This is a genomic window from Embleya sp. NBC_00896 (assembly GCF_045207785.1).
Classification (GTDB): Bacteria; Actinomycetota; Actinomycetes; order Streptomycetales; family Streptomycetaceae; genus Embleya.
Genome location: NZ_CP108777.1, coordinates 1,991,732 through 2,017,338, shown reverse-complemented (window position 1 = coordinate 2,017,338; position 25,607 = coordinate 1,991,732). Strand labels below are relative to the sequence as shown.

20 protein-coding genes are annotated in these 25,607 nt (G+C 71.8%); 13 read left to right on the top strand and 7 right to left on the bottom strand.

The window, feature by feature from the left end; translation table 11 throughout:
* Nucleotides 1-103: 103 nt before the first annotated feature.
* Nucleotides 104-814 (top strand): excalibur calcium-binding domain-containing protein, encoded by a 711-nt coding sequence (locus OG928_RS42425; protein ID WP_331767359.1) that lies wholly within the window; start codon nucleotides 104-106, stop codon nucleotides 812-814.
* A 96-nt stretch (nucleotides 815-910) separates the two neighbouring features.
* Nucleotides 911-2,935, top strand: coding sequence for a caspase family protein (locus OG928_RS42420; protein WP_331767358.1), 2,025 nt, complete (start codon nucleotides 911-913; stop codon nucleotides 2,933-2,935).
* An 81-nt stretch (nucleotides 2,936-3,016) separates the two neighbouring features.
* Here OG928_RS42420 and OG928_RS42415 read toward each other — a convergent pair whose 3' ends face one another.
* Entirely contained in the window at nucleotides 3,017-5,911 is a 2,895-nt protein-coding gene (locus OG928_RS42415; protein WP_331767357.1) for a CHAT domain-containing protein, read from the bottom strand.
* A 286-nt stretch (nucleotides 5,912-6,197) separates the two neighbouring features.
* On the opposite strand from OG928_RS42415, the gene OG928_RS42410 reads away from it, so the two are divergent.
* Complete coding sequence (locus tag OG928_RS42410; protein WP_331767356.1) at nucleotides 6,198-7,184, top strand: sigma-70 family RNA polymerase sigma factor; 987 nt, start codon at nucleotides 6,198-6,200, stop codon at nucleotides 7,182-7,184.
* A 245-nt stretch (nucleotides 7,185-7,429) separates the two neighbouring features.
* A complete protein-coding gene (locus OG928_RS42405) occupies nucleotides 7,430-7,840 on the top strand; it encodes an SgcJ/EcaC family oxidoreductase (RefSeq protein ID WP_331767355.1) in 411 nt (136 codons plus the stop codon).
* Nucleotides 7,841-8,095: 255 nt separating this feature from the next.
* Here the strand turns inward: OG928_RS42405 and OG928_RS42400 are convergent, their stop codons facing one another.
* Nucleotides 8,096-9,016 carry a cobalamin-binding protein gene (locus tag OG928_RS42400; protein WP_331767354.1) on the bottom strand — a complete coding sequence of 307 codons (921 nt, stop codon included), beginning with the start codon at nucleotides 9,014-9,016 and terminating at the stop codon, nucleotides 8,096-8,098.
* Between the two features lie 16 nt (nucleotides 9,017-9,032).
* A complete protein-coding gene (locus OG928_RS42395) occupies nucleotides 9,033-9,413 on the bottom strand; it encodes a MerR family transcriptional regulator (protein ID WP_331767353.1) in 381 nt (126 codons plus the stop codon).
* Nucleotides 9,414-9,475: 62 nt separating this feature from the next.
* Here OG928_RS42395 and OG928_RS42390 point away from each other — a divergent pair, with 62 nt between their 5' ends.
* A complete protein-coding gene (locus tag OG928_RS42390) occupies nucleotides 9,476-10,618 on the top strand; it encodes an alkene reductase (RefSeq protein WP_331767352.1) in 1,143 nt (380 codons plus the stop codon).
* A 115-nt stretch (nucleotides 10,619-10,733) separates the two neighbouring features.
* On the opposite strand, the gene OG928_RS42385 is transcribed toward OG928_RS42390, so the two are convergent.
* Nucleotides 10,734-12,248, bottom strand: a complete 1,515-nt coding sequence (locus OG928_RS42385) for a carboxylesterase family protein (RefSeq protein ID WP_331767351.1) — start codon at nucleotides 12,246-12,248, stop codon at nucleotides 10,734-10,736.
* A 495-nt stretch (nucleotides 12,249-12,743) separates the two neighbouring features.
* Between OG928_RS42385 and OG928_RS42380 the strand changes: the two genes are divergently transcribed.
* The 6 genes from OG928_RS42380 to OG928_RS42355 all read left to right on the top strand — a co-directional run bounded on the left by OG928_RS42380 (nucleotide 12,744) and on the right by OG928_RS42355 (nucleotide 20,226).
* Nucleotides 12,744-14,039 carry an extracellular solute-binding protein gene (locus OG928_RS42380; RefSeq protein WP_331767350.1) on the top strand — a complete coding sequence of 432 codons (1,296 nt, stop codon included), beginning with the start codon at nucleotides 12,744-12,746 and terminating at the stop codon, nucleotides 14,037-14,039.
* A 181-nt stretch (nucleotides 14,040-14,220) separates the two neighbouring features.
* Nucleotides 14,221-15,252, top strand: coding sequence for a carbohydrate ABC transporter permease (locus tag OG928_RS42375; protein ID WP_406291742.1), 1,032 nt, complete (start codon nucleotides 14,221-14,223; stop codon nucleotides 15,250-15,252).
* On the top strand, nucleotides 15,249-16,160 hold the full coding sequence (locus OG928_RS42370; RefSeq protein ID WP_331767349.1) for a carbohydrate ABC transporter permease: 912 nt from the start codon (nucleotides 15,249-15,251) through the stop codon (nucleotides 16,158-16,160). The genes OG928_RS42375 and OG928_RS42370 overlap by 4 nt, the downstream gene beginning before the upstream one ends.
* A 112-nt stretch (nucleotides 16,161-16,272) precedes the next feature.
* Nucleotides 16,273-17,907, top strand: coding sequence for a glycoside hydrolase family 13 protein (locus OG928_RS42365; protein WP_331767348.1), 1,635 nt, complete (start codon nucleotides 16,273-16,275; stop codon nucleotides 17,905-17,907).
* 242 nt (nucleotides 17,908-18,149) lie between these two features.
* On the top strand, nucleotides 18,150-19,169 hold the full coding sequence (locus OG928_RS42360; RefSeq protein WP_331767347.1) for a LacI family DNA-binding transcriptional regulator: 1,020 nt from the start codon (nucleotides 18,150-18,152) through the stop codon (nucleotides 19,167-19,169).
* 67 nt (nucleotides 19,170-19,236) lie between these two features.
* On the top strand, nucleotides 19,237-20,226 hold the full coding sequence (locus tag OG928_RS42355) for a PfkB family carbohydrate kinase (protein WP_331767346.1): 990 nt from the start codon (nucleotides 19,237-19,239) through the stop codon (nucleotides 20,224-20,226).
* A 27-nt stretch (nucleotides 20,227-20,253) separates the two neighbouring features.
* Here the strand turns inward: OG928_RS42355 and OG928_RS42350 are convergent, their stop codons facing one another.
* The 3 genes from OG928_RS42350 to OG928_RS42340 all read right to left on the bottom strand — a co-directional run bounded on the left by OG928_RS42350 (nucleotide 20,254) and on the right by OG928_RS42340 (nucleotide 22,726).
* Nucleotides 20,254-20,733, bottom strand: a complete 480-nt coding sequence (locus tag OG928_RS42350) for a hypothetical protein (RefSeq protein WP_331767345.1) — start codon at nucleotides 20,731-20,733, stop codon at nucleotides 20,254-20,256.
* Nucleotides 20,734-20,812: 79 nt separating this feature from the next.
* A complete protein-coding gene (locus OG928_RS42345; RefSeq protein ID WP_331767344.1) occupies nucleotides 20,813-21,658 on the bottom strand; it encodes a hypothetical protein in 846 nt (281 codons plus the stop codon).
* Between the two features lie 141 nt (nucleotides 21,659-21,799).
* Entirely contained in the window at nucleotides 21,800-22,726 is a 927-nt protein-coding gene (locus OG928_RS42340) for an SMP-30/gluconolactonase/LRE family protein (RefSeq protein ID WP_331767343.1), read from the bottom strand.
* Nucleotides 22,727-22,974: 248 nt separating this feature from the next.
* Here OG928_RS42340 and OG928_RS42335 point away from each other — a divergent pair, with 248 nt between their 5' ends.
* Together OG928_RS42335 and OG928_RS42330 are read left to right on the top strand one after the other, a co-directional pair.
* The gene (locus OG928_RS42335; protein ID WP_331767342.1) at nucleotides 22,975-23,478 is read left to right on the top strand and encodes an Lrp/AsnC family transcriptional regulator; all 504 of its coding nucleotides are present in this window, start codon (nucleotides 22,975-22,977) and stop codon (nucleotides 23,476-23,478) included.
* Between the two features lie 516 nt (nucleotides 23,479-23,994).
* Nucleotides 23,995-25,554, top strand: a complete 1,560-nt coding sequence (locus OG928_RS42330) for a discoidin domain-containing protein (RefSeq protein ID WP_331767341.1) — start codon at nucleotides 23,995-23,997, stop codon at nucleotides 25,552-25,554.
* Nucleotides 25,555-25,607 lie beyond the last annotated feature (53 nt).

The following is a 25,607-nucleotide window of genomic DNA, read 5'->3' as shown; positions in this document are numbered from 1 at the left end:
CCTTCCGTCTGCCTTCCGCCGGCGGTCGGGCGAAGGCCGGCGCACGCTGGACACAGGGCCGACGTCCGCCGACCCGGCTCCGCCGAACGAGAAGGTGACGCCTGTGCGTCGCACACTCTCCCTCTCCGCGGCGGGCCTGGCCGCGTTGACCGCGGTTGCGGTGGGCGGATGCGGCTCCTCCGAGGACGCGAGCGATCCGCGGCCCTCGACGGTCACCGTGACGGCGCCCCCGTCGCCCTCCGCGACCCCGACGCCCTCGGAGTCCCCCGCGCCCACGCCGACCGCGACCGTGACCGTCACGAACCCGGCGCCACCCCGCTCGTCGCCGGTGGCCGATGCCGCCTCCGTGGTCCGGGCCTATTTCGACGCCGTCAACCGCCACGACCACCGGCGCGCGTGGGACCTCGGCGGGCACCGATTCGCCGCGTCCTACGAGCAGTTCGTCGCCGGCTTCGCAACCACCGCCCACGATCGGGTCGACATCGTCTCGGTGCGCGGCGAAACCGTGACGATCACCCTGGACGCCATCCAGACCGACGCGACCCACCGCTACTTCGTCGGCACCTACACGGTGCGCGACGGGGCCATCGTGCGCGCCGACCTCGACCAGGTGGGCGGCACGAGTGGCCCGACCGACCCCACCGCCCCGACCCACTCGACCGGCCCGACCGGCCGAACGTTCGCGAACTGCGACGAAGCCCGAGCAGCCGGCGTCGCTCCCCTGCACTCCGGTGAGCCGGGCTACTCCGCCGAACTCGACGCGGACGGCGACGGTGTGGCCTGCGAGCCGTACACCCCGCACCTCCCGTTCTGACACCCGCGCGGTGGGGTTGCGTCGACAGGTCGGATTTCGGCGTTTCGCGTAGTGGATCTTCCGGGGCGAATAGGGTGCTTTCGCGGGTTGAAGCGGATGGCCGAGGTGGGTGGGCACGTGGTCCTGTATGCGCTCCTGGTGGGCATCGACGGCTATCGCGAACCGGTCAGGCGGCTCGCGGGCTGCGGCAATGACGTCTCCGCCGCGGCGGCGCTCCTCGAAAGTCGGCTCGCCGCGGCCGAGTACGCCCCGCTGTGCCTGCGCGACGGGGACGCCACCCGCGCGGCGGTGATCGACGGCTTCCGTCGGCATCTCGGGCGGGCCGGCCCCGAGGACAGTGCCCTGTTCTGGTTCAGCGGCCACGGGTCCCAGGCTCCGGTGCCGCCGGAGTGGGCCCACCTCGAACCCACCGGCCTGCTCCAGACGATCCTGTGCGTCGACAGCAGACACGACGGGGTCCCCGACCTCTACGACAAGGAACTCGCGCTGCTGATCGGCGAGATCACCGCGCGCGGGGTCCATGTCGTGGCCGTGATGGACTGCTGCCACGCGGACAGCGCCACGCGGCAGGCCACCGCCGTGCGGGCGGCGACCGGTCCGCCGAAGCTGCCCTCGTTCGTGGCCCGTTGGGAGCCCGCAGCCACCTCGCCGACGCCCACGGCGGCCCTGCTGGACGGGCTCGCCGACCGGCCGGCCGTGCCGCGGATCGCCCACGTGTCCCTCGCGGCCTGCCACTCGCACCAGTTCGCCTGCGAGACCTCGACCCCCGAGGGCGGGCGCGGTCTCTTCAGCCTGGCCCTGCTGGAACAGCTGGGCGCCCTCGGATTCGCGGCGACCTACCGGGAGTTGATGGCCGGCGCCCGCTGCCGCGTCGAGAACGTCGCCCGAGCTCAGATCCCGGTGTTGTCCCCGAGCGCCGATGCCCTCGTCGATCGGCCCTTCCTCGGCGGCCGGATCACCGTACCCCGCTCCGCCGTGACCATGCGCTGTCTGCGCGACGTCTGGGAGGTCGACGCCGGGGCGTGCCACGGCATGGCGGCGGGGACGGCCCGGGACCCGTCGTTGCTGGCCGTGCACGGCTCCGATCCGCCGCTCGAGGTCAGGGTCGTCACGGTGCTGGCGGATCGCAGCCTGGTCGAGCCGATCGGCTGGGCACCGGCCCCCGCCAGGCAATACCCCATGATCCTGACCAGTGTTCCGCTGCCCGTGGGGACGGTCGCGCTCGGCGGCGCTCCCGGTGACGACGAGAAGACCCTCGCGCTGATCGCGACGGCGCTGGGCGTCGCCGCTCCGGGCGGTCTGCCGTCGCCGCACGTCCGCGCACTGGATCCGTCGGGCCCGCTCGACGCGGCGCGTTCGCCCGACACCCGCGTCTCGACCCCGGGCCCCGGCGTGGCGCGGATCACCGACACGGACGGCACCCCGCTCGTTCCCGAGGCACCGTGCCGAACGTCGGGCGAGGCTTCGCGGGTGGTGACGGATCTCGAACACATCGCCCGCTGGCGGCGGATCAAGGGCCTCGACAATCCCCTCTCCGCGCTGCCCAACGCGGTGGTCATCGAGGTGGTGGCCGTGCGCGCGGGCGAGGTGACCGATCCCGGGAACCGGCCGGCGCTGCGCCCGGGCCGCGACGGAGCCGTGCACCTCGACTACCGCCGCGGGTCGGCGGGTTGGGCGGGCCCCGAGGTGTTCGTCCGCCTGCGCAACACCACCGGCCGGCAGCTGTACTGCGTCCTGTTGGACCTGACCGACCGGTTCCGCGTGCACGCGGAGCTCTTCTCCGGCGACTGGGTGGCTCCACACCACACCGCCTCGGCGGCCTGGGGTCAGGTGATCGACCTGGCGCTGCCGCCGGGCCGCCCCGTCGTGCCCGGCGCCACCGGAACCGACTGGTTCAAGGTCCTGGTGGCCGAAACCCCGTTCAACGCGGCGGCGTTCGCCCTGGGGCGGGTCGGCGAACCGGAGGGTGCCTGCGCACGTAGGGGCTCTCGTGGCTACCGCGGCGTGCTCGATCGACTCGGCCTCGCCGCCCTCGACCGCGACATGGGCGCGGCCCGGCCGGCTGCGGGCGACTGGACGACGGCGATCCTGCCGATCGTGGTCCACGTCCCCGAGGTCTGACCACCGCCGGACGACGACCTCGGCCACCCCGCCCGCGAGCGACCGCCCACGACCGGCGACGCCCGCGACGCCGTGCCGCCCTCACCGCCCGAAGTGTACGAACGCCGCCCAGGACACGATGTCCGAGCCGTCGCCGAGACGCAGGTCGTCGCGCAACCGCTTCGGCATCACGTCGGGCAGCTCCCGATGGCCGATCACGCACAGTTGGGCCTCGCGCAGGGCGTCCGCCGCCGGCATTCCCCGCTCGCGCAGGAAGTGGTGGAACAGGAACATCAACACCGAGGTGGCGGTATCCGGCACGCTCCACGTGGCGCCGACCACCGAGCGCACCCGGCCGGCCAGCAGCGTGGTGCTCAGGCTGAACGCCTCGTCGTACCCCCGGCCGCACCGGCCGCTGCTACAGGCCGCCAGCACGGCCAACGCGATCTCCCGGCCCGGATCGGCACCCAACTCCCGGATCAGCGTCTCCGCGGCCAAGGTCTCGCCGCCGTCCAGCACCAGGTACGCACTGTCCCCGGCGGACGTTCGCTCCTCGACGACGCCGTGGCACGCCAGATGCACCACCGATCCCCCGTCGGGATCGGCGAACCAGCGCAGGACCTCCTCGCGGGTCCCCGGCCCCTCCGGGCTGGGCTGCCCGTCGAGCCCCCTGCCGAGGTAGCGCGCGTCCCGGTAGAAGTGGTCCCTGATCGCCAACGCCTCGATCCGCGCCGCGGGCAGGTCCCTGGCCCGCCCGCCCGGGTCGGGGTCGCCCACGATCAGGCCCCGGTCGGTCAGCGGCACCGCGGTGCGCCAGGCCGACCCGCAGAACATCCGGGCGGACGCCGCGTACGAGAAGACGGCCTGCTCCATCGCGTAGCGCCGCTTCCCGTCCACGTGCCGGCGGGCCGCGTGCCACGGCACCCGCGCCAACTCGCGCACCGGGATCAGCACCAGCCGCATCGGGCGACCGGCGGGAGGGGCGAGATGCGTCTCGAGCAGCGGTCCGATCGCGGCCTCCCAGGCCCATTCGGAGATGCCGGAGAGCACCCCGGGCGCCTTGATCCCCGCGTCGCGCGTGGCGGCCTCGCGGTCCTGCGCCGATCGCGCCGTCATGCCCTGCGCGGCCTCGCGCATGAAGGCATCGAGGGCCGCGGCGCCGGAGTCGTTGAGCTTCGGCAGCTGCATCCAGGTCGGCGGAGCGTCGGCCGGGATCACCACGGCGGCGCCGTTGCGCTCGTCGCCCGGCACGAGGTAGATCAGCGCGTCGGCCCCGAGCGCGACCAGGGCGGCACGTACCTCGTGCACATCCGGCGGGTCGAGCAGCCGGGTCGTCCCCTCGCCGGGGCTCGTCGTCAGCGAGCCGTAGGGGTCCATCGAGATGCCCGCCAAGGCGCCGACGACCTTGCGCCGCAGCTCGCTCGGCGGCTCCTCGGCGGGGGTCCGCCGCCCCCGCGTCCACTGCCGCCACTCCTGAAGCAACGCCGGGTCGCCCTTCGCGACGAGCCGGGCCTCGATGTCCCGGGTCTCGGTCGCGGCGTAGAGGATCAGGCCGCGTCCCGCGTCCAAGGCGGTCACGGCCCGGTCGATGTCGTGGTCGGTCAGGCACCAGCGCGCGGTGTCGAGGGCGTCGTCGGCGGCGTGGCGGGCGGCTGCCTGCATCTCGTCGGGGTTGGCCTGGAGCAGCACGTTCCAGGTGTGCCCGCGCAGCCCGCTCAGGGCGGTGAGCCGGCACGACTCGGTACGCCCGGCGAGCCGGTAGGCGTGGGCCAGGGGCATCGCGATCGTGGTCCACAGCGTCTGTGCGGTGGGCTCGGTCAGCGCTCGGGCCTGTTCGAGCAGTTCGATGCCGCGGACGAGATCGTCGGCCCGGCCGGTCATCTCCCTGCGGCGGATGCGCGCCGCACCGGCCGACAGCAGGTAGAACGCCAAACGCGGGTCGTGGTCCGCCGCGGCGGCCAGGGCCTCGTGCAGGTGTTGCACGGCACTGTCCACCGACTGCGGGGTGTCCATGCCCAGTTCGGCGGTGCCGAGATTGGCCAGCCGGAGCGCGCGTTCGCTGCCGGGGAGGTCGGGCTCACGGGCGAACTCCTCCAGTCGGCGGAGCGCGGCGTCGGGGGGTGGAGTGAGGTTCCCGGTGCGCGGGGTGGTCCGAGAGTCGTTGCGGTCGCCGCCGCTCGGCGCGCGGTTCGGCCGCAACATGTCCAGGAGCGGCTCGATCGACGCCAACGCCTGCTCCGACGACAGTCGAAGGGGATCGCCGAGCGGCAGTCGGTCCACCACCCTGCGGATCTCGTCGAGCTTGTCCACGGCGGCCAGGACGTCGCCTCGCAGGCCCAGCTCGTGCACCTCCGCGAGCAGGGTGAGCAGGGTGCTGCGATCGCGCAGCGGTGACCCCGGGTCGAGCTTGTCGTCGAACGCCCGTGCGCCCTGGGTCACTTCCTGGGCTTCGCCGATATTGGCCTCCGCCTGGCCGATCAGATGCCGCAGGCCCAACCGCGCCATCTCGATCATCTTCGTGTGCGGCTCGGTGTCCCCGACGATCAGCGCGTAGCGCTCCACGTCGGCCGACGCCGTGCGCGGGTTGAAACCCGGTCGGCCCTCCTGCCCCGCCGCGAGCAGGTCGGCCGCCCGCAGCGTCGCGGAGGTCACCGGCCAGTCGCGCAATGGGGCGGGATCCGCGTCGGCGACGTCCGCCAGGGAGATCGCCCGGCCCATCCGCTCGGATCCCACCAGCGAACCCGAGCGCAGCAGCGCGGTCGCCATCATGGCCGCGAGCTTGGCGCGTCCCGGCAGCGTCCCGGGCAACGTCTCGAAATCCGCGATCGCCGCGTCGATGTCCGCCGGGGCCCAGCCGTGTTCCTCGTAGCGGCTCGCCAGCATCCAGCAGCGTGCGAAGACCCACGACGCGCGCTCGTCGGCGTCCACCAGCGCGAAGGCCCGGGCGGTGCGCTCGATCACGGCGGCCAAGGCGTCCGCGTGCGGTATCCGGCTCATCGGGGCCTCCCGGGGCCGGCGTGCACCGGCTCGACTCGGCTGGGGCGACCATTGGAGCAGAGTCACGGCCCCGCCACTGTCTGTTTTGCCGGACCGAGTACATCCGGCGCGCGGTGCGGCCGGGCCGGGCGGCGGGCCGCGCGGGCGCCGACGCGTCGGTCGGCCCCGGTCGGAAGAGCTCCCTGAGCGACACCCGGGCAAGGGAGTTCGATCCGGTGGCCGACCGGCCCGCAGGAGCATGTCATCGCCTCGCGGGTATCGTGCTCTTGATATCGGCAGAGAGGGTGTGGGCGTGACGGCCAAGGCAGAAGGCTTCGATCGCCTGGTCGAACCGTTCCGTTCGGAGTTGCTGGCGTACTGCTACCGGATGCTCGGCTCGGCTCACGACGCCGAGGACTTGGTCCAGGACACGTACCTGAGGGCGTGGCGGGCGCGGGAGCAGTACGACGAGACTCGCAGTTCGCTGCGTACCTGGCTCTACCGGATCGCGACGAACGTCTGTCTGACCGCCTTGGAGGCCCGCAGCCGCCGACCGCTGCCGTCGGGTCTGGTGGCCGCGTCGGAGCCGCTCGCGCCGCTCGTGCCGGGAGAGAACCTCGCCTGGCTCCAGCCCCTGCCGGACTCCTTGGTGGACGCGGGCGATCCGGCTGGGACCGTGATCGACCGCAGCAGCCTGCGCCTGGCGTTCGCCGCCGCCCTGCAGTACCTGTCGGCGCGTCAGCGTGGTGCGCTGGTCCTGCGTGATGTGCTCGGCTTCTCCGCGTCCGAGGCAGCGGAAATCCTCGGCACCACCGTCGTGTCGGTGAACAGCTCCCTACAGCGGGCGCGTTCCCGTTTGAAGCAGGTCGGGGGCCGGCAGGAGCGTGTCAGCGAGCCGTCGACAGCCGAGCAGCGCGCCTGGGTCGATCGCTACATGAAGGCGTTCCAGCAGGCCGATGTCGAGGGTCTCAAGCGGCTGCTCACCGAAGACGTGATCATGGAGATGCCGCCGATGCTCAACTGGTTCGCCGGCCCCGGCAAATACGGCCTGTTCATGGAGTGGGTCTTCGACCAGGCCGGAACGGACTGGTCTCTGCAGCCGGTCGCGGCCAACGGCCAGCCCGGTTTCGCCGCCTATCGGCGCGTCGGTGGCGGATACGAGCTGCACACGCTTCAGATCTTCACCGTCACCGCCGGCGGCATCAGCCGGAATTCGGTGTTCCAGGATTCCGAGGTCTTCGCGTCCTTCGGTCTGGCGGCCCGACTCGACGCCCAGGGACTCGCGACCACCTGATCCGCCGAGATGGGCCTGATGGTGACGGAGGCCGACGGCGTGTTCGGGAAGCCGTAGCCGGACTGCTTCGTGCCGGGGTACGGCCTGGAGGTGATGCCGGTGCGGCAACCTCTCTGTGTCGAGCGCGCCTCGACACCTTTTTGCCGCGGGTTTACCGCAGGCGCGATGAGTTCCGACCCCGCCGCCGGTATGTAGTGACGAGTTCGCCGGGATACCCCCGGCGAACCGCTCACAAGGGAGATCCGATGTCCGACAGTCGTGCGGAAGACAGGGCCGCCATCGAGGCCGTCCTGGTCGACTCCTACAAGGCGTGGGAGGGCGGCGACGCCGAGGGCATGGTCGCCGACTACACCGTGGACGCGACCGCCATCATGACCGGCTCGCTCCGCGACAGCCGTGAGGTGATCCGCGAGAACATGGCCCTGGCCTTCGCCGGACCACTCAAGGACAGCTCGACCTACAACAAGCAGCTCAGCCTCCGCTTCGTCGGCAGGGACGCCGCCATCGTCGTCAGCGAATCCGGCATCCTGTTCCCCGGCCAGACCGAGGTGCCGGACACGGGCAAGGTGAACGCGACCTGGGTTTTCGAGAAGGAGGACGGCCGGTGGCGCATCGCCGCCTATCACAACAGCCCGGTGCTGGCGCCTGGGCAGTGAACCCTTCCCGTAACCGATAGTGACAGTGTGTAGCGGCACGAACACCCCAATGTCGCCGACAGGGACGCCGAAGACCCCGGCCACTCCCGGGCCTGCGCCGGCCTGAGCTGCGCCGACACGCGCGCGGGTGTCGGCCGGAGCCGCAGCCACGGCGGACCATACACAGCGTGTGCACGCGCTGTGTATGGTCCGCCGGCACGTCCGGTGCGAGGGCGGTGTCCGGCCCCGACGGCGGGTTTGCCGGGCGTGCCTTCGTCAGACCGGGAGCAGCCGCCGGGCCTCGGACGACGAGACGGCGGGGACGGCGTCGACTCCGTGCAGCACGTGCGCGAGGACCTCGGCGCCGCGGACCACCCGGGGACCGGGGCGGTTGAAGTACGCGGGGCCGTCCAGGACCCACACCTCGCCGGCGCGCACCGCCGTCAGCTCGGCCCACCCGGGCAGCTCGGTCAGCAACTGCCGTTCCGCCTCCGTGCGTTCGGGGCTGAACCCGCATGGCAAGAGCACGATCACGTCGGGGTCCGCGGCGCGCAGGCGCGCCCATTCCATCGGCTTGGTGTGCTCGCCGACCTCCGCCAGGAGCGGCTCGCCGCCGGCCGTCCGGATCTGCTCGGGAACCCAGTGGCCGGCCGGCCACAGCGGATCCAGCCATTCGATCGCCGCCACCCGCGGTCGGGGTCGATCCCGCACCGTCCGACGGACCGCGTCGAGCCGGGCGCGCAGGCGCGCGACCTGCACGGCGGCCACGTCCGGCACGCCCAGCACCGCCCCGACGTGTTCGCGACAGGCCAACACGTCGGGCAGCGTGCGCGGTTCGAGGCTGATCACGCGCGGACCGGCGTCCAGCACCCGGACGGCCCGCGCGACGCCCGTGTACGAGACCGCGCACACATCGCAGAGGTCCTGTGTCAGGACGACGTCGGGGGCCAGTTCGGCGAGCCGCTCGACGTCGAGGGTGTAGAGCGACGAGCCCCGATGGGACGCGCCGCCCACGGCGTCGGAGATCTCCCGGCTGCTCAGCGTGTCGGCGGAGAACTCGGCCGCCGTGACCACCGGCACGGACCGCACCACGTCCGGGGGCCAGTCGCACTCGTGCGTACGCCCGACCAGGTCACCGCCCAGACCCAACTCGGCGACGATGTCGGTGGCGGCGGGCAACAACGACACGATGCGCATACGGAGAGCCTAGAGCTCAGGTCGGCAGCGCCACCGGCACCCGCTCCGCCGCCGTGTCGATCACCTCGTCCAGGACCTCCCGGGACCGGACCAGGTCGGCGATCAGGCGATCGATGCGCTCGCGCTCCTTGGTGAGATCGTCGACCAACCGCGGCGTGGCGATCTCGGACGGGCCGCCGTCCGCGTCCCGCATGCAGGGCAGCATCTGCGCGATCTTCGCGCTGTGCAGTCCCGCGGCGAAGAGTTCCTGGATGCGGATGACGCGGTCGGTCGCGCTGTCGGCGTAGTGGCGGTGGCCGCCGGGGCTGCGCTCGGCCGTCAACAGACCCTGCTTCTCGTAGTAGCGCAGCGAGCGCTCGCTCACCCCGGTGCGCTGGGCCAGTTCCCCGATCCGCATTACCCACCTCGCCTGCCGCAGGACTTGACTCTGACATCAGTGTCAACTTCTACCGTACCGGCATGACGAACGCACGAGTTGCCTCCAGCCTCTTCGAGTCCACCCACCTCGGCACCCTGCCGCTGCCCAACCGCCTGGTGATGGCACCGATGACCCGAAACCGCGCCGCCGCCGACGGCGTCCCGCAATCGACCATGGCCACCTACTACGCACAACGCGCCTCCGCCGGGCTGATCATCGCCGAGGCCGCCACGCCGAACGCCGTGGGGCAGACCTACCCCAACATCACCGCGATCCACAACGACGCGCATGTGGCCGGCTGGCGGGGCGTCACCGACGCCGTGCACGCCGCGGGCGGCCGGATATTCCTCCAGCTACAGCATGGCGGCCGGGTCGGCCACCCCGACAACAGCGGGCTGACGCCGGTCGCGCCCTCGCCGGTCGCGCTCCCGGGCACGATGTACACCCCCGACGGGCACCGGCCCTCCGTCGTGCCCCGCGAGATGACCCTCGACGAGATCCGCTCCACGGTGGCCGACTTCGCCGCCGCCGCCCGCAACGCGGTCGACGCGGGCTTCGCCGGCGTGGAGGTGCACGCCGCCAACGGCTACCTCCTCCACCAGTTCCTGGCGCAGGGCACCAACCACCGCACCGACGCCTACGGCGGCTCGGTGGCCGGCCGCATCCGGTTCGCGGTCGAGGTGGTCCGCGCCGTCGTCGACGCGATCGGCGCCGACCGGGTGGGCGTGCGCATCTCCCCCGGACTCACCGTCAACGGCATCGAAGAGGGCGACACCGAGGCCATCTACCCGGCGCTCGTCGACGCGCTGGCCGAGGTCGGTCCGACCTACCTGCACTTCGTCTTCGCCGACCCGGACCAGCCGCTCTTCCGGGAGATCCGCGCGGCTTGGCCGGGCACGCTGATCGCCAATCCGGTGCTGGGATTCGGAGGGCCGCTGCCCGCCGACGGCGGCCGGCACGAGGGCGAGCGGCTCCTGGCCGCAGGGGCCGACCTGATCTCGCTCGGCCGTTCGTTCCTGGCCAACCCCGACCTGGTCGAACGGCTGCGCGTCGGCGCACCGCTCAATCCGGTGCGGGACCAGTACCTGATGTATGTGGGCGGGGAGACCGGCTACACCGACTACCCCACACTCGGCGCCGCCGGCCTTCCCCACGCCGAGTCCCTCGAACCCGCCACCACCTGACCGGCGCGAGCCGGGCCCGCCGACCACGCCCGGCGTCCCCGCACGATCGACGACCCACTCCCGGTCCCGTCCCCCGACGGCACGCACTGGTCGGAGTCGTTCCAGGACGGCGCGCTCACGGGCGCAGGACGGCGAACTCCGCCGCGGTCCATGGTGTGCGGACGGGCACCGGCCGGCGCTCGTCGGGCAGGCGGTCGTCGTCGGTGTCCCAGATCCGGGTGTGCTCGCCGGTCGTGTCGATGGGCGGCCAGCCGGGGTCGCCGGTGCCGGCGAAGTCCGCCCAGGCGCGCACCATCTGCCCGGAGAGTCGGCGGTCGGCGGGGTCGGGTGGGCCGCCGATGAGGAATCGCACGGCGTCGGCGTCGAGGTTGCCGAAGGCGAAGGGGACGTCGGCGCAGTGCCAGGCGCGGGCCGGCGCGCCCGGGCCGTCGGGTCGGCGTACGAAGCGGGACGCGTGGGCCCGGCCGCCGGCCCGGGCGTGCGCTTCGGCGAGTCGTCGGGTGTACTCGCCGAACATCAGGTCGCCGAAGATCGCGAGGTAGACGTCCAGGGTCGGGGCCTGCGGCAGCGCCGCCCGGTATGCGGTCACGAGGCCGTCGGGCAGGCGGAAGTCGGCGGCGAAGGCGGCCAGTTGCTCGGCGGTGGTGACCTTGGGGCTGCCGCCCACCGCGTCGAACAGCCAGGACTCCTCGGCGGTGTGGCAGACCAGCAGGTCGAGGTCGGGCGCCCGGCCCGCGGCCAGGCCGGTGAGGGGGTCGGCGGGCAGCACCTCGCCGTCGACGACCGGCGCGTGGATGGCCGAGCCGTAGTGCCGGGGACCCGACGAGGGGTCGCGACGGTAGCCGTCCAGGACCCGGTCGCAGGCGGCGACCAGGGTCTGCGGGGTCGTCGACAGCAGGGCCTCGGCGGTGTCGGCGCAGCCGGCCGCGGCGGCGACCTCGGTCGTGGTCGCCGCGGCCAGCTCCAGGGAGTGGACGGGGGCGACCGCGCTGTGCGCGATGACGCGGCGGAAGAGGCCCCGGGCGCGGTCCATCACCATCAGGCAGGCCGCGGAGGTGGCTCCGGAGGACTGGCCGGCCACCGTGACGTTGTCGGGGTCGCCGCCGAAGGCCGCGATGTTCTCCCGGACCCAGCGCAGCGCGGCGACCTGATCGAGCAGGCCCCGATTGTCGGGAAATACACCTTCTCTTCCATTTGGCACATGTCCGAACCCTTCGAAGCCGAGCCGATGGTTCGCGGTGACCACGACCAGTCCGGCCCGGGCCAGGGCGACCCCGTCGAAGTCGGGCTGGGCCGAGGATCCGAAGGTGTAGGCGCCGCCGTGGATCCACACCAGCACGGGTAGGCGGGCGCCGCCGGGGGCCGGCGTCCAGACGTTGACGGTGAGGATGTCCTCGCCCCCGGGCGACCACACCGGCGCGCCCGGCAGTCGCGCCGACTGCGGCGCGATCGGGCCGAAGCGCGTGCCGTCCCGGACGCCGGTCCACGCCGCCGCGGCGCGCGGCTCACGGAACCGGTCGGCGCCGAAGGGCGGCGCGGCGTAGGGCACGCCGAGGGTCGCGACGACGTCGGGCACGGGTCGATGCCCTCGGACCGCCCCGTTCGTGGTCTCGAAGATATCCACGCACATCACCTTTCGACGCGCGGCCGACGGTCGCCTGCCGACTGCCGACTGCCGACTGCCGACTGCCGACTGCCGACGATCCCCCGAGCCGCCGGCGTGGGCCGGCCACGGTCCGCAATCCTCGCGCGTTCGTTGCTGAAACTCCTTGCAAGCCGATGTGAACCTAAAGGTGGCCTGACGCCACGTCAATACACCGCCGACAGGCGGCCGTTCCCCCGCGCGGCCGGTCGGGACACCGGCCGGGGACGGCACGGCAGGTCACCGGCGCCCCCGTGGTGCCCGCCCCCCGGCAGCCGTGGCCCCGGGATCGAGAGCACAGGCAGCCGGCGCCCTCGACCGGTCGATCCGAGCTTGCAAATCTGCAAGATGTTGCGGAAATCTCTTGCAAGGTCTTCCAATGAGGGGCCTCCCGTTGCTACGTTCCTCCGGCAGTCCGGTGGCCGCCCCGGCCAACGGACGGTCCGACGCCCCAGTGGCCGGACCCATTCCCGAGGAGTGCAGATGCGACGGAGCATTTCCGCGGCGGCCGCAGCCGCGGCGCTCACACTCACGCTCACCGCGTGTGGCGGTGACGACGGCGGCGGCAGCAGCAAGCAGGCGGCCGCAGCGAAGGATCCCGCGGCCGTGTCCGGGACCGTGACCTGGTGGGACACCTCCGACTCCACCAGCGAGGCGCCCGCCTACAAGGAACTGATAGCCAAGTTCGAGGCGGCCTACCCCAAGATCAAGGTCAAGTACGAGAACGTCCCGTTCGACGACGCTCGGGACAAGTTCAAGACCGCGGCCCAGGGCGGTTCCGGCGCTCCCGACGTGCTGCGCGCCGACGTGGGCTGGACCCCGGCCTTCGCCGAGCTGGGCTACCTCCAGCCGCTCGACGGCACGCCCGCGCTGACCGGCCAGGAGGGCTTCCTGCCCAGCGCGTTCGCGAGCACCCAGTACAAGCAGAAGACCTACGGCGTGCCGATGGTGACGGACACCCTCGCGCTGCTCTACAACAAGGACCTGCTCGCGAAGGCCGGCGTCACCAAGCCGCCCGCGACGTGGGACGAGGTCAAGGCCGCGGGTCTCGCGGTCAAGGCCAAGACCGGGAACGCGGGCGTGTTCATGAAGCCGCAGGGCTTCTACGCGCTGCCGCTCATCTACGGCGAGGGCGGTGGGCTGGTCGACGTGCAGGCGAAGAAGATCACCGTCAACGACGAGAAGGCGCAGAAGGCGATCGGCATCGGGCAGGACCTGATCTCCTCGGGCGCCGCGGTCACCGACGTCACCAAGGACTCCTACTCGAACATGCAGGCCATGTTCAAGGAGGGCAAGGTGGCCATGATGATCAACGGCCCCTGGTCCGTCAGCGACGACCTCAAGGGCCCGGCGTTCGCCGACAAGGCCAACCTCGGCATCGCCCCGGTCCCCGCGGGCAGCAGCGGCAAGGCCGGCGCCCCCAACGGCGGCCACAACCTCGTCGTCTACGCGGGCTCGAAGAACCTCGACGCGTCGTACCTGTTCGTCGACTTCCTCACCAAGGCCGAGAACCAGGCGTTCGCCGCCGAGAAGAACCACGTGCTGCCCACCCGCACCGCGGCGTACTCGATGAGCGCGGTCACCGCCGACCCCACCATCACCGCCTTCCGGGCCGCACTCGACACCGCCCGGCCGGGCCCGCCGCTGGCGCGAGCGAGCGACCTCTTCGACCCGCTGGACACCACGCTGGAGAAGATCTACAGCGGTCAGGTCTCCGCCAAGTCCGGCCTCGACGACGTCGCCAAGGCGGCTCGGGACATCCTGCCCGACTACAAGTAGCGGCCGAGGGCGCCGGCCCCCACCCGGCGCGCCGCGAACGTCGAACGGGTGGGCCCGGGAGAACGAGCCCCGGGCCCACCCGTCCCCAACCCCCCAAGCGCCGTACCCCGACCGACATCGCGTCAGACATCGCGTCGGGCGTCGCGGACCCTGCGGCAGCAGGCTATGAGGCAGGCCCATCATGACCACCACCATCGAAGCGCCGGAGTCCCCCGGCCCGCCCCCCGTCCCCGAAGGCACGACGGAGAAGGAACGCGCCGCCGGTCGCTTCCGTCGGATCCTGCGCCGGCTCCGCAGGTCCTACGACTCGCACTGGTACGCCTGGGCCATGGTGCTCCCGGTCGTACTGGTCCTGGGTGTGCTGGTGGGCTATCCGCTCATCAGCGGGCTCTACTACTCGTTGACCGACATCAACGAGGCCAACATGGGCCGCACGATCGGGGTCAACCACATCCCCGCCACCTACGAGTGGGTGGGGCTGAAGAACTACGTCGACGTGCTGTCGGGCAGCGACGGCAACTTCTACCCGAAGCTGCGGTGGACGCTGATCTGGACGGTCTCGTGTGTCGTCCTGCACTACACGCTCGGCCTGGCGCTCGCGGTCCTGCTCAACCGCAAGGTCCGGTTCAGCGGCGTGTACCGGATCCTGCTCGTCGTCCCGTGGGCGGTGCCCGCGTTCGTCTCCGCATTCGCGTGGCGGCTGATGCTCAACAAGGACAACGGCGTGATCAACTCGATCCTCGGCGGGGCGGGCATGGACCCCGTCGACTGGCTCGGTCAGCCCACCACGGCCAAGATCTCGGTGATCATGGTCAACGTCTGGATCGGCGTGCCGTTCTGCATGGTCGCGATCCTCGGCGGCCTCCAGGCGATCCCGCAGGAGCAGTACGAGGCCGCCGAGATGGACGGCGCGACCCCCTGGCAGCGGTTCCGCTACGTGACCCTGCCCGGCCTGCGCCCGATCAGCGCGACGATCATCCTGCTCGGCGTGATCTGGACGTTCAACCAGTTCGCCGTCATCTACCTCGTCACCGAGGGCGGACCGTTCGGGTCCACGGAGATCCTCGTGACCTTCGCCTACAAGCTCGGGTTCGCCAACATCCGCGACTACGCCGGGGCCGCCACCTACGGGGCGATCATCCTGTCGATGCTCATCCTGTTCGCCACGGCCTACCGTCGCACGCTCGACCGCAAGGGGCAGGAGACGGCATGACCACGTCCATCACGCGCCAAGAGGCCCGGACCGCTCCCGATGCCCCGAGCGACCGGGCACCGGCGCGCCCCCGCAGGCGCAAGCGCGGCGAACGCGGCCCGCTCGCCTCGATCGCCCTGCACGCCACCCTGCTGCTCGCGAGCGCCGTCGCGATCTTCCCGGTCGTCTGGATCGCACTGACCTCGCTCAAGCCGGGCGACGACTGGCAAAAGCCCGGCAGCTTCGAGGGGCTGTCCCTGAACAACTACCGCGACGTGCTCTCCGACGGCTCGTTCGTGCGCTGGTTCGGCAACTCGATCGTCGTCGCGCTCGGCACCACCGTGATCGGCGTGTTCATCGCGGCGAGCGCCGGCTACGCCCTCTCCCGGATGCGCTTCCCCGGCCACAAGCCGCTGATGTGGGCCTTTCTGGTCGTGCAGATGTTCCCGGTGGCCGTGCTCATCGTGCCGATGTACACGATCATGTCGAAGCTGCACCTGATCAACACCTACGGCAGCCTGATCCTCGCCTACTGCACGGTGGCCGTGCCGTTCTGCGCCTGGATGCTCAAGGGCTACTTCGACACGATCCCGCGCGAGATCGACGAAGCCGGCCGGGTCGACGGGCTGACGCCGTTCGGGACGTTCTGGCGGCTGATCATGCCGCTCGCCCGACCCGGTCTCGCGGTCACCGCGTTCTACAGCTTCCTCACCGCGTGGGGCGAGGTCGCCTACGCGACGACGTTCATGAACGACCGCAAGCACTACACGCTGGCCGTCGGCCTGAGCACCTGGGTGGGCCAGTTCAAGAGCGAGTGGGGCCTGATGACCGCGGCCTCGGTGCTCATCACGATCCCCGCCGCGCTCGTCTTCTTCTTCGTACAGCGTCACCTCGTCTCCGGACTCACCGCCGGCGGCACCAAATCCTGACCCGCCACCGCGCCCACCCCCCGCGTCCGGCCGTGACCCGGCCACGGTCCGGATGGGGCGCGCACGCCCACGAATCCATCGCATCGCGAGACGACAGGACGACAGGACAGCCATGAACTTCCCACTGACTCTTCCCGAGCCGTCGCGGACCCGGGAGACCCCCGGGCCCTGGTGGCGGGACGCGGTCATCTACCAGGTGTACGTGCGCAGTTTCGCCGACGGCAACGGTGACGGCGTGGGGGACCTGCTGGGCATCCGCACTCGGCTGCCGTACCTGCGCGACCTGGGCGTGGACGCGCTGTGGATCACCCCGTTCTACGCGTCGCCGATGGCCGACGGCGGCTACGACGTCGCCGACTACCGGGCGGTCGACCCGACCCTGGGCACGCTCGGCGACATCGACGCGCTGGTGCGCGAGGCGCACGGGCTGGGCCTGCGGGTCATCGTCGACATCGTGCCCAACCACACCTCCGACCGGCACGCGTGGTTCCAGGAGGCGCTGGCGGCCGAACCCGGTGCCGCCGCGCGCGAGCGGTACATGTTCCGCGAGGGTCGCGGCGAGCACGGCGAACTCCCGCCCAACGACTGGGAATCGGTCTTCGGCGGGCCGGCCTGGACCCGGGTGCCGGACGGCTCCTGGTACCTGCACCTGTTCGCCCCCGAACAGCCCGACCTCAACTGGCACCACCCCGAGGTGCGCGCCGAGTTCCTCGACATCCTCGCCTTCTGGCTCAACCTCGGCGTGGACGGCTTCCGGATCGACGTCGCGCACGGCATGTTCAAGGAGCCGACGCTCGCCGACATCGGGCACGGCAAGCAGATCTCGCTGCTGGGCACCCAGGCCCTGCCGTACTTCGACCGCGACGAGGTGCACGAGGTGTACCGCGACTGGCGGGCCCTGCTCGACACCTACCCCGGCGACCGGGTCGCGGTCGCCGAGGCGTGGGTGCCCGACGCCGCCCGGCTCGCGCTGTACCTGCGCCCGGACGAGCTGCACACCGCGTTCAACTTCCACTACCTGGGCACCGACTGGTCGGCGCCGGCGTTCCGCGCGGTCGTCGACGACTCGCTCGCGGCCGTCGCGGACGTCGGCGCGCCGGCCACCTGGGTGCTGTCCAACCACGACGTGCAGCGCCACGTCACCCGCTACGGCGGGGGCGAACTCGGTCAGGCGCGCGCCCGCGCGGCGGTGCTGCTCACCCTCGCCCTGCCGGGGTCGGCGTACCTCTACCAGGGCGAGGAGCTCGGGCTGCCCGAGGTCACCGACCTGCCCGACGAGGTGCTCCAAGACCCCCAGTGGGAACGCTCGGGCCACACCGACCGCGGCCGCGACGGGTGCCGGGTACCCATGCCCTGGGACGGCACCGAGGCGCCGTTCGGCTTCGGCCCGCCCGGATCACGCCTGAGCTGGCTGCCGGTGCCCGCCGACTGGCAGGAGCTCGGTGTCCAGGCGCAGAGCGGGCGACCCGACTCGATGCTGGAGCTGTACCGGGAGGCGCTTCGCCTGCGCCGCACGCTGCCGGGTCTCGGTGGCGGCACACTGCGGTGGATCGACGCGCCGCAGGACTGCCTCGCGTTCGAGCGTGGTGCCGAATTCGTGTGCGTGGTCAACTTCGGTGTCGCGCCGGTGACCATACCCGCGTACGGACGGCCGCTGCTCGCGGGCGCGCCGCTCGTCGCGGCCGCGGACGGCGGCGTGGTGCTGCCGGCGAACAGCGCGGTCTGGTGGGAGCGGACACCGGAGTGAGCACCGGCCCGTTCGGCGGCGCCGCCGACGGCCGGCACGGCGGCGCCGGAGGGTCCTTTTCGGACAATCGACGTGGCTTTCCGGGCGCTTTCCATCGCACGTCCTTCCCCGGCGGCACGGGCCGCACGGGCACCGATCCCTTATCCGCACCGCACCGCACTGACGACCCGTCAGTTGCACCGCGCAGGAGGTTTCACCCCGCTATGACCTTCCCTTCCGGTGGTCAACTAGAGTCGTCTTCCATGACCCCGAGGCTTTCCGACATCGCCGCCCAAGCGGGCGTGAGCGAGGCGACGGTCAGCCGTGTCCTCAACGGAAAGCCCGGCGTTTCGGCGGCCACCCGCCAGGTCGTCCTGGCCGCTCTCGACCTGCTCGGCTACGAGCGGCCGACCCGGTTGCGCCGCCGCAGCGCCGGCCTCGTGGGGCTGATCACCCCCGAGCTCGACAACCCGATCTTCCCCGCGTTCGCGCAGGTCATCGAAAGCGCGCTGACGCAGCGCGAGTTCACGCCCGTGCTGTGCACGCGGACCCCCGGCGGCACGACCGAGGACGAGTTCACCGGCCTGCTGATCGAGCGCGGGGTCGCCGGCATCATCTTCGTCTCCGGCATGCACGCGGACACCACCGCGGGGGTCGAGCGCTACACGAAACTGTCCGGCGAGAACGTGCCGATGGTGATGATCAACGGCTACGCGGAAGGCGTGGACGCGCCCTTTCTCTCCACCGACGACCGGCTCGCGATGCGGCTCGCGGTCAACCATCTCGTCGAACTCGGGCACGAGCGAATAGGGCTACTCTCCGGGCCGCGACGGTTCGTGCCGGTCATCCGCAAGACCGAGGGCTTTCTGCGGACGATGGCCGAACTCCTGGGCACCGCCGAGGAGGACGCCCTCCTGGAGAACACCATCTTCTCCTTCGAGGGCGGGGCCGCCGGCGCCCGGTCACTGCTCGACCAGAACGCGACCGCCCTGGTGTGCGGCAGCGACGTGATGGCCCTGGGCGCGATCACCACGATTCGTGAGCGCGGCCTTTCGGTGCCCCACGACGTCTCGGTGATCGGCTTCGACGACTCGCCGTTCATCGCCTACACCGACCCGCCGCTGACCACCATCCGCCAGCCGGTGCAGGCGATCGGGCTGGCCGCGGTCCGCGCGCTCTTCGACGAACTGGCCGGAATCCCGGCGCCGCGTTCGGAGTTCGTCTTTCGGCCGGAGCTCATCGTGCGCGGATCGACCGGCTCCGGGCCGAAGATCCAGCGCTGACCCGCCGTCCCGCCACCGCCGGCGGCGGCACGGCCGGGCCCACCCAGAGCAGAGGTGAGGACGCACCATGCCCATGCCCATGTCCGGTCTGCCCGAGCCTTCCCCCGCGCCCGCCGCCTCGGGTGCCGCCGTCCCGGCGGGCGGCACCGCGCGCCCGCGTGTCCTGGTGGTGGGCGGTGCGGGGGTGGACACCATCGTGCGGGTGCCGACGCTGCCGCCGGCATACGCCGACTCGACCCACGTGCCACCGGTGTACGAGCGTGCGGCGCACACCGGCATCGGCGTCGCGCTCGGCTGCCACGCACTGGGTCTGCCCACCGCGCTCGTCGACGCGATCGGCGACGACCCGCACGGGGAACTCGTCCGCGCGACGCTGCGCCGGCACGGAGTGGACCTGCACGCGGCGCACAGCCCGGCGGGGACCCGGCGGGCGGTCAACCTCGTCGACGACGAGGGGCGGCGGATGTCCTTCTTCGACGGGCGGGACCAACCCGCACTCGTCCTGCCGCCGGATCTGTACGTGCCACTGCTGCCCGCGGTCCGGCACGTGCACGTGACGATCACCGAGTCCGCCCGGCACGTGTATCCGGAGCTGCGCCGCCACCCCGTGTCGATCTCCACGGACCTGCACGACTGGGACGGGGTGCGGGAGCATCACCGGGTCTTCGCGCACTCCTCCGACGTGGTCTTCCTCAGCACGGCCGCGGTGCCCGAGCGGTTCGCCGACCTGATGCGGCACATCGTCGACCGCGGGCGGGCACACACGGTCGTGGCCACCGCCGGCGCGCATGGCTGCCACCTGTTCGCGCGGGGAGCCGACGCCGTCCGACACGTGCCGGCCGCGGTCCCACCGGGGCCGGTCGTGGACTCCAACGGCGCGGGCGACGCGTTCGTCGCGGGCTACCTGTACGGCCTGCTCACCGGCCGAACCCCCGAGGACTGCGCACGATTGGGCACCGTCTCGGGCGCCTACACCTGCACCGTCCCCGGCGACGGCGCCAGATCGATCGACGAGCCGTCCCTGCTGGGAACCGCGGCGCGACCGCACAGCCGATAGCTCGACCCGCTGCGCGATGGACACGCCCTACTCCTCGTGGTGCAGTTCGGCGGCCACCAGGACGTGCAGTTGCGCGTCCACCCATGGGCGGATCGAGGCCGTGTGCCCCCGGGAGTGGTGTACGGACAGGAATTCGCGGAGGAGGCCGGCCGCCGTGGTCAGTCCGGGCTTCGCCAGGGCGGTCGCCGCGGACTCCAGGCGGGCGCGCGTCGCGGCGCTCACCCGGCGCAGCCCGTGATGGGCGGCCTCCGCGAGGGCCGCGCGTGCTTCGTCCAACGCGTCGGCCAACAGGTCGCGGGCGCACGGGGCGGGTCGACCGAGCGGCCCCGCGGCGCCGTCCGGGGCCAGGTCCGGCACCACGATCGCGCCCGCGCCGGTCTGCACGGCGATCGGGTGGATCAGCAGGCGACCGTCCGAGCGGCTCAGCGTTCCGCTCACCCGACGGGCCTCGGGCAGTGCCGCTGCCAGTGCGTCCAACCCGCCGGGCGCGATCGGGTTGTACGCCATCGACACCAGCCCGCGGGTTCCCCGCCGTCGCGCACCACCGCGGTCACGCACTGCTCGGCCGCGTCGTATCCGATGTCCGTCACCTCCGCGACCTCGACCACCCGTACCGCCTCGGCAGCGCGCCGCGGCCGTCGCGCAGCCGGATCTGTGGCAGGGCGGCAGGCTCGGCCCACTCCGGCACCTCCGGGATCGCGGCCGGCAGGGTGGCCACCAGGGCGTCGGCCGGGTGGTAATCGCGGAAGCCGGTCGCCGTCGCCGCCCACTGCTCGCCTTCGTCGGGTCGCCACACGACCCGACGAATGTCGGCCGGAACCGGCCCCGGCACCGCCGCACCACGCGCGGGCCGTACCCGCGGCCGCGTCCAGGGCGGCGACACCAGCAACGTTGGCAGCGCCTCCTCGGGAGCCTCCTCGACCCGCGCGGTGGTTTCCACCAACGACGCGACCACCGCGGCGAGTTCCGGCGGAAGCTTGGGCAGGGTCGCCGCCACCAACTCGTGCCGGCCCCGGATGTGCGCGGCGAGCAGCCGGCGCGCGGCCAGGGCGGGTTTGCCCGTACCGTTCGCCGCCTCGGCCATCGGCTCCAGCGCCCCCGCGGGGGAGCGACGGGCCGCGGCGAGCACGCTCGTCCGCGCCACCTTGTCGTCGACGTGATCGAGCATCGCGCGGATCGCGTCGACGGACGCGAGTTCGGCGAGCGCGCCGTAGACGAGCTTGAGCGTGTCCGCGTAGTGGTAGGTGTTGTCCGCCAGTTCCTCGACCAACAGCCCGGCGAATCCGGTGCCGACGCCGTCCGCGAGTGTGGCGAGGAGATCGATCGACCAGCCGCCGTATCCCAAGCCGCCGTGGCCGCGCAGCCAGTCGAGTTGTTGCGACTCGCTCGCCGAGCACAGGAGCATGTTCCGGGCGTAGGTGTCGGATCGCACGCCGGACACCCCACCGCCCACGCGCCTCTCCCCGGTGGAGGCGCGGCGGCGACGCGGCGGCGCCGCACTCCGGCTATTGCGTCCCGGCCCGCGAGCGCGTGCGCGCCGAGGGGTTCATGTCGGACGCCGCCGAGCGTGCGGTCAGCGCGCCGACCGTACGCGTGGGGCTCCCGTCACCGACATCACCAGCGAGTACAGCGACGTGGTGGCGGTGAGGAACATGCGATTGCGCTTGGCGCCGCCGAAGGTGATGTTGGCGACCGGCTCCGGGGTTTCGATCCGGCCCAGGAGAGTCCCGTCGGGGTGGTAGCAGTGCACCCCGTCCGCCATCGCCGCCGCCCACAGCCGACCCTCGTCGTCGAAACGAATGTTGTCGAAGGAGCCGTTCTCCCGCCCTTCGACGAAGACGTCGCCGTCGGACAGGGTGCCGTCCGCGCGGACGTCGAAGACGCGGATCTGGTTGGCGCGGGTGTCGGAGACGTACAGCCGGCTCTCGTCGAGGGAGAACACCAGTCCGTTGGGGCCGCGGAACCCGTCGGCGGCCAGCCGCACTTCGCCGTCCACGGGATCGATCCGGTAGACGTTCGTCGCACCGATCTCGCTCTTCGCCCGGTGGCCCTCGTAGTCGGTGGTGATCCCGAAGTCCGGGTCGGAGAAGTAGATCGAGCCGTCCGAGCGCACGACGGCGTCGTTGGGGCTGTTCAGTCGCTTGCCGTCGAACCGGTCGGCGAGCACGGTGATCGAGCCGTCGTGCTCGGTGCGGGTGACCCGGCGGTTGCCCTGTTCGCACGTGATCAACCGGCCCTCCCGGTCGAGGGTGTTGCCGTTGGAGTGACCGGCGGGCGCGCGGAAGACGCCGACGTGGCCGGTGGTCTCGTCCCAGCGCAGCATGCGGTCGTTGGGTATGTCGCTCCAGATCAGGTAGCGCCCGGCGGGCACGTAGATCGGCCCCTCGGCCCAGCGGCTGCCCACGTACAGCGTCTCCAGCTGATCGTCGCCGAAGATGCATCGGTCGGTGTGGAAGCGCTCGTCGATGACGTCGTATACCGAGAGCTGTGTAGCGGGCATCACATGCTCCAAACTATGCGTTGCCGAATGACGTTCTGTCAGATGGCAGTATTGCAGTATGAGATATGGTCCGAGCAAGATCCCGAGCGCGGCGATCAACCAACGGACGTAACCGGATTCGAGGTTCGACGCGTCGAGCCTTTCGAGTCGACCCGACACCAGGCCCGAGATACCAGACACACCCGGTACACCCGGTACACCCGGTACACCCGGTACACCCGGCACACCCGACACAGGAGGATCAAGGCGTGGACGAGACCGACCGGAGGCTGTTGGCATTGCTCCAGGCGGACGCGACCCGGGCCTACGCCGCCTTGGCCAAGGAGGTCGGGCTCTCCGCCGGCGCCGTGCACGAACGGGTGCGCAAGCTGCGGGAACGGGGCGTGATCCGACGCACGACCGTCGACGTCGACCCGGCGGCGGTCGGGCGCGGGGTGCTGGCCTTCGTCCTGATCGAATCGACCGCGTGGATGGGCGATTCGAGCGCGGACTTCGCCGCGATCCCCGAGATCCAGGAGGCGCACGTCATCGCGGGCAACGCGTCGGTCCTGGTCAAGGTGCGGACCGGGAGCACCGAGGAACTCCAGGACGTGCTGCGCCGGCTCTACGCGATCGACGGCGTCGGTGGTACCCAGGCCACGGTCGCCCTGGAGACGTTCTTCGAGCGGCCACTGCTGCCCACCACCGGCGCGCCCCCAGGCACGACCGCCGGCACGACCCCCGACGCAGCCGACGAATCGCCCCTCGGTTAGGAAACTTTCCTGACCGGTGATACGAACACCGGTACAGGCACCCGACATCGGCCCGCCGAGGGCCCAATCGGCCCACGAAACACGCTACGTGACGCCTCGTCAGATCCCGGCCCCGAACCACGCCGACCTGCGGCTCCTCGGTCGGGGCGGGCCGGCACCGGCCCGACCGGCCCGTCCCACACCCCGCCGCCGCGCGGGTCGCCACGCCCGCGAGCGCTATTAGTAAAGTTTCCTAACATGACTTGACGTCGCGCGCGGCGCCTTGGGATCGTCAGCGCAACGGCCGCTCCGGAGCCCCGCGAAGGCGTACCGCACTACCGCACGGTGAGGCCCCCCGGCCCGGTCGCGCACACGAACATGCTCGGTCCCAGCACCACGATCGGATCCTCAACGCTGGAGGACGACGTGCTTCTGCCCCTGCCCCCACTCCTGACCCGTCGAAGGTCCCGTCCCCATACCTCCCGTGCCGGTACGTCCCGCCCCCGTACGTCCCATGCCCGTCCGTCCCGGCGCACCATGCCCAGGCTGTCCGCCGTCGTCGCGGTCACCGCTCTCCTGGCCACCGTGCTGACGTTCAGCGAGACCGCCTCCGCCGCCGACGTCCTGCTCTCCCGCGGCAAACCCACCTCCGCCTCGTCGAGCGAGAGTTCCTCGCTCGGACCGGCCAAGGCCGTGGACGGCAAGTCGACGACCCGGTGGGCAAGTCAGGAGGGCGCCGGCGCCCAGTGGATCCGGGTCGACCTCGGGGCCGACGTCGCGATCTCCCGGGTCCGGCTGACCTGGGAGGCCGCGTACGCCACGGCGTACCGGATCGAGGTCTCGCCCGACGGCGCGTCCTGGGCCGGGGCCTACAGCACCTCCGCCGGCAACGGCGGTACGGACGACCTCGGCGCGTTGTCCACGCACGGCCGCTACGTCCGGGTGTACGCGACCACCCGCGCCACGGAATACGGTTACTCGCTCTGGGAGTTCGAGGTCTTCGGCACGGGTGGCCCGGACACCACCGCGCCGAGCGTGCCGACCGGCCCCCGGGTCACCGGCACCACGTCCACCGGTGTCTCGCTGGGCTGGACGGCGTCGACCGACAACGTCGGCGTGACCGGATACGACGTGCTGCGCAACGGAGTCGTCGTCGGCACGACCGCCACCGCGTCCTACACCGACACCGGCCTGACCACCGGGGTCTCCTACACCTACACGATCCGCGCCCGCGACGCGGCGGGCAACGTCTCGGCGCCCAGCGCGGCCGTGATCGGCACCCCGCAGGCCGGGGGTTCGTCCATCACCGTCGTCGCCGCGGGCGACATCTCCGACCCTGGCTGCACCTCGGCCCAGGACTGCGGGGCCGAACAGACCGCGCGGCGGGTCGAGGCGATCAACCCCGACGACGTGATCACGCTCGGGGACAACCAGTACGACACCGGCAGCCTCTCCGACTACCGCAAGTACTACGACACCACCTGGGGCCGGTTCAAGGCCAAGACCCGACCCTCCCCCGGCAACCACGAGTACGACGACAGCACGCCCGCCGCCGGCTACAAGGCCTACTTCGGCGACCGAGCCACCCCCGCCGGCACCACGTGGTACAGCTGGAATCGGGGCGGCTGGCACTTCATCGCGCTCGACTCCGAATCGTCGATGTCGGCGAACTCGGCGCAGATCCAGTGGCTCAAGGCCGATTTGGCGAACAACACCCAGGGATGCGTCGCCGCCTACTGGCACCGCCCCCTGTACAGCTCCGGCCCGCAGGCCGACAAGGTCAGCCAGACCGCGTGGCAGGTGCTCTACGACGCGCGCACCGACCTCATCCTCAACGGCCACGACCACCTGTACGAGCGCTACGCGCCACAGAACCCCAAGGCCAAGGCGGATCCCAACGGCGTCCGCGAACTGATCGTGGGCACCGGAGGCGCCGACAGCTACGACTTCGAGAGCCCGCAACCCAACAGCGAGAAGCGGGTGACCGGTTCGCCGGCCGTGCTCAAGCTGACCCTCACCGACAGCACGTACTCCGGGCAGCTCGTGCGCTATGACGGCAAGCAACTCGACTCCTTCGGACCGGTCGCCTGCCACTGAGCCCAGGAAACGTTCCCACCTCACCCGACAGGTCCGCCGGACGGACGGACGAA

Coding starts and splice junctions, on each gene's coding strand:
- OG928_RS42420 (WP_331767358.1), top strand. CDS start 911: ATGGCCGAGGTGGGTGGGCACGTGGTCCTGTATGCGCTCCTGGTGGGC.
- OG928_RS42415 (WP_331767357.1), bottom strand. CDS start 5,911: ATGAGCCGGATACCGCACGCGGACGCCTTGGCCGCCGTGATCGAGCGC.
- OG928_RS42405 (WP_331767355.1), top strand. CDS start 7,430: ATGTCCGACAGTCGTGCGGAAGACAGGGCCGCCATCGAGGCCGTCCTG.
- OG928_RS42400 (WP_331767354.1), bottom strand. CDS start 9,016: ATGCGCATCGTGTCGTTGTTGCCCGCCGCCACCGACATCGTCGCCGAG.
- OG928_RS42395 (WP_331767353.1), bottom strand. CDS start 9,413: ATGCGGATCGGGGAACTGGCCCAGCGCACCGGGGTGAGCGAGCGCTCG.
- OG928_RS42390 (WP_331767352.1), top strand. CDS start 9,476: ATGACGAACGCACGAGTTGCCTCCAGCCTCTTCGAGTCCACCCACCTC.
- OG928_RS42385 (WP_331767351.1), bottom strand. CDS start 12,248: ATGTGCGTGGATATCTTCGAGACCACGAACGGGGCGGTCCGAGGGCAT.
- OG928_RS42380 (WP_331767350.1), top strand. CDS start 12,744: ATGCGACGGAGCATTTCCGCGGCGGCCGCAGCCGCGGCGCTCACACTC.
- OG928_RS42375 (WP_406291742.1), top strand. CDS start 14,221: ATGACCACCACCATCGAAGCGCCGGAGTCCCCCGGCCCGCCCCCCGTC.
- OG928_RS42370 (WP_331767349.1), top strand. CDS start 15,249: ATGACCACGTCCATCACGCGCCAAGAGGCCCGGACCGCTCCCGATGCC.
- OG928_RS42365 (WP_331767348.1), top strand. CDS start 16,273: ATGAACTTCCCACTGACTCTTCCCGAGCCGTCGCGGACCCGGGAGACC.
- OG928_RS42360 (WP_331767347.1), top strand. CDS start 18,150: ATGACCCCGAGGCTTTCCGACATCGCCGCCCAAGCGGGCGTGAGCGAG.
- OG928_RS42355 (WP_331767346.1), top strand. CDS start 19,237: ATGCCCATGCCCATGTCCGGTCTGCCCGAGCCTTCCCCCGCGCCCGCC.
- OG928_RS42350 (WP_331767345.1), bottom strand. CDS start 20,733: ATGGCGTACAACCCGATCGCGCCCGGCGGGTTGGACGCACTGGCAGCG.
- OG928_RS42340 (WP_331767343.1), bottom strand. CDS start 22,726: ATGCCCGCTACACAGCTCTCGGTATACGACGTCATCGACGAGCGCTTC.
- OG928_RS42330 (WP_331767341.1), top strand. CDS start 23,995: ATGCCCAGGCTGTCCGCCGTCGTCGCGGTCACCGCTCTCCTGGCCACC.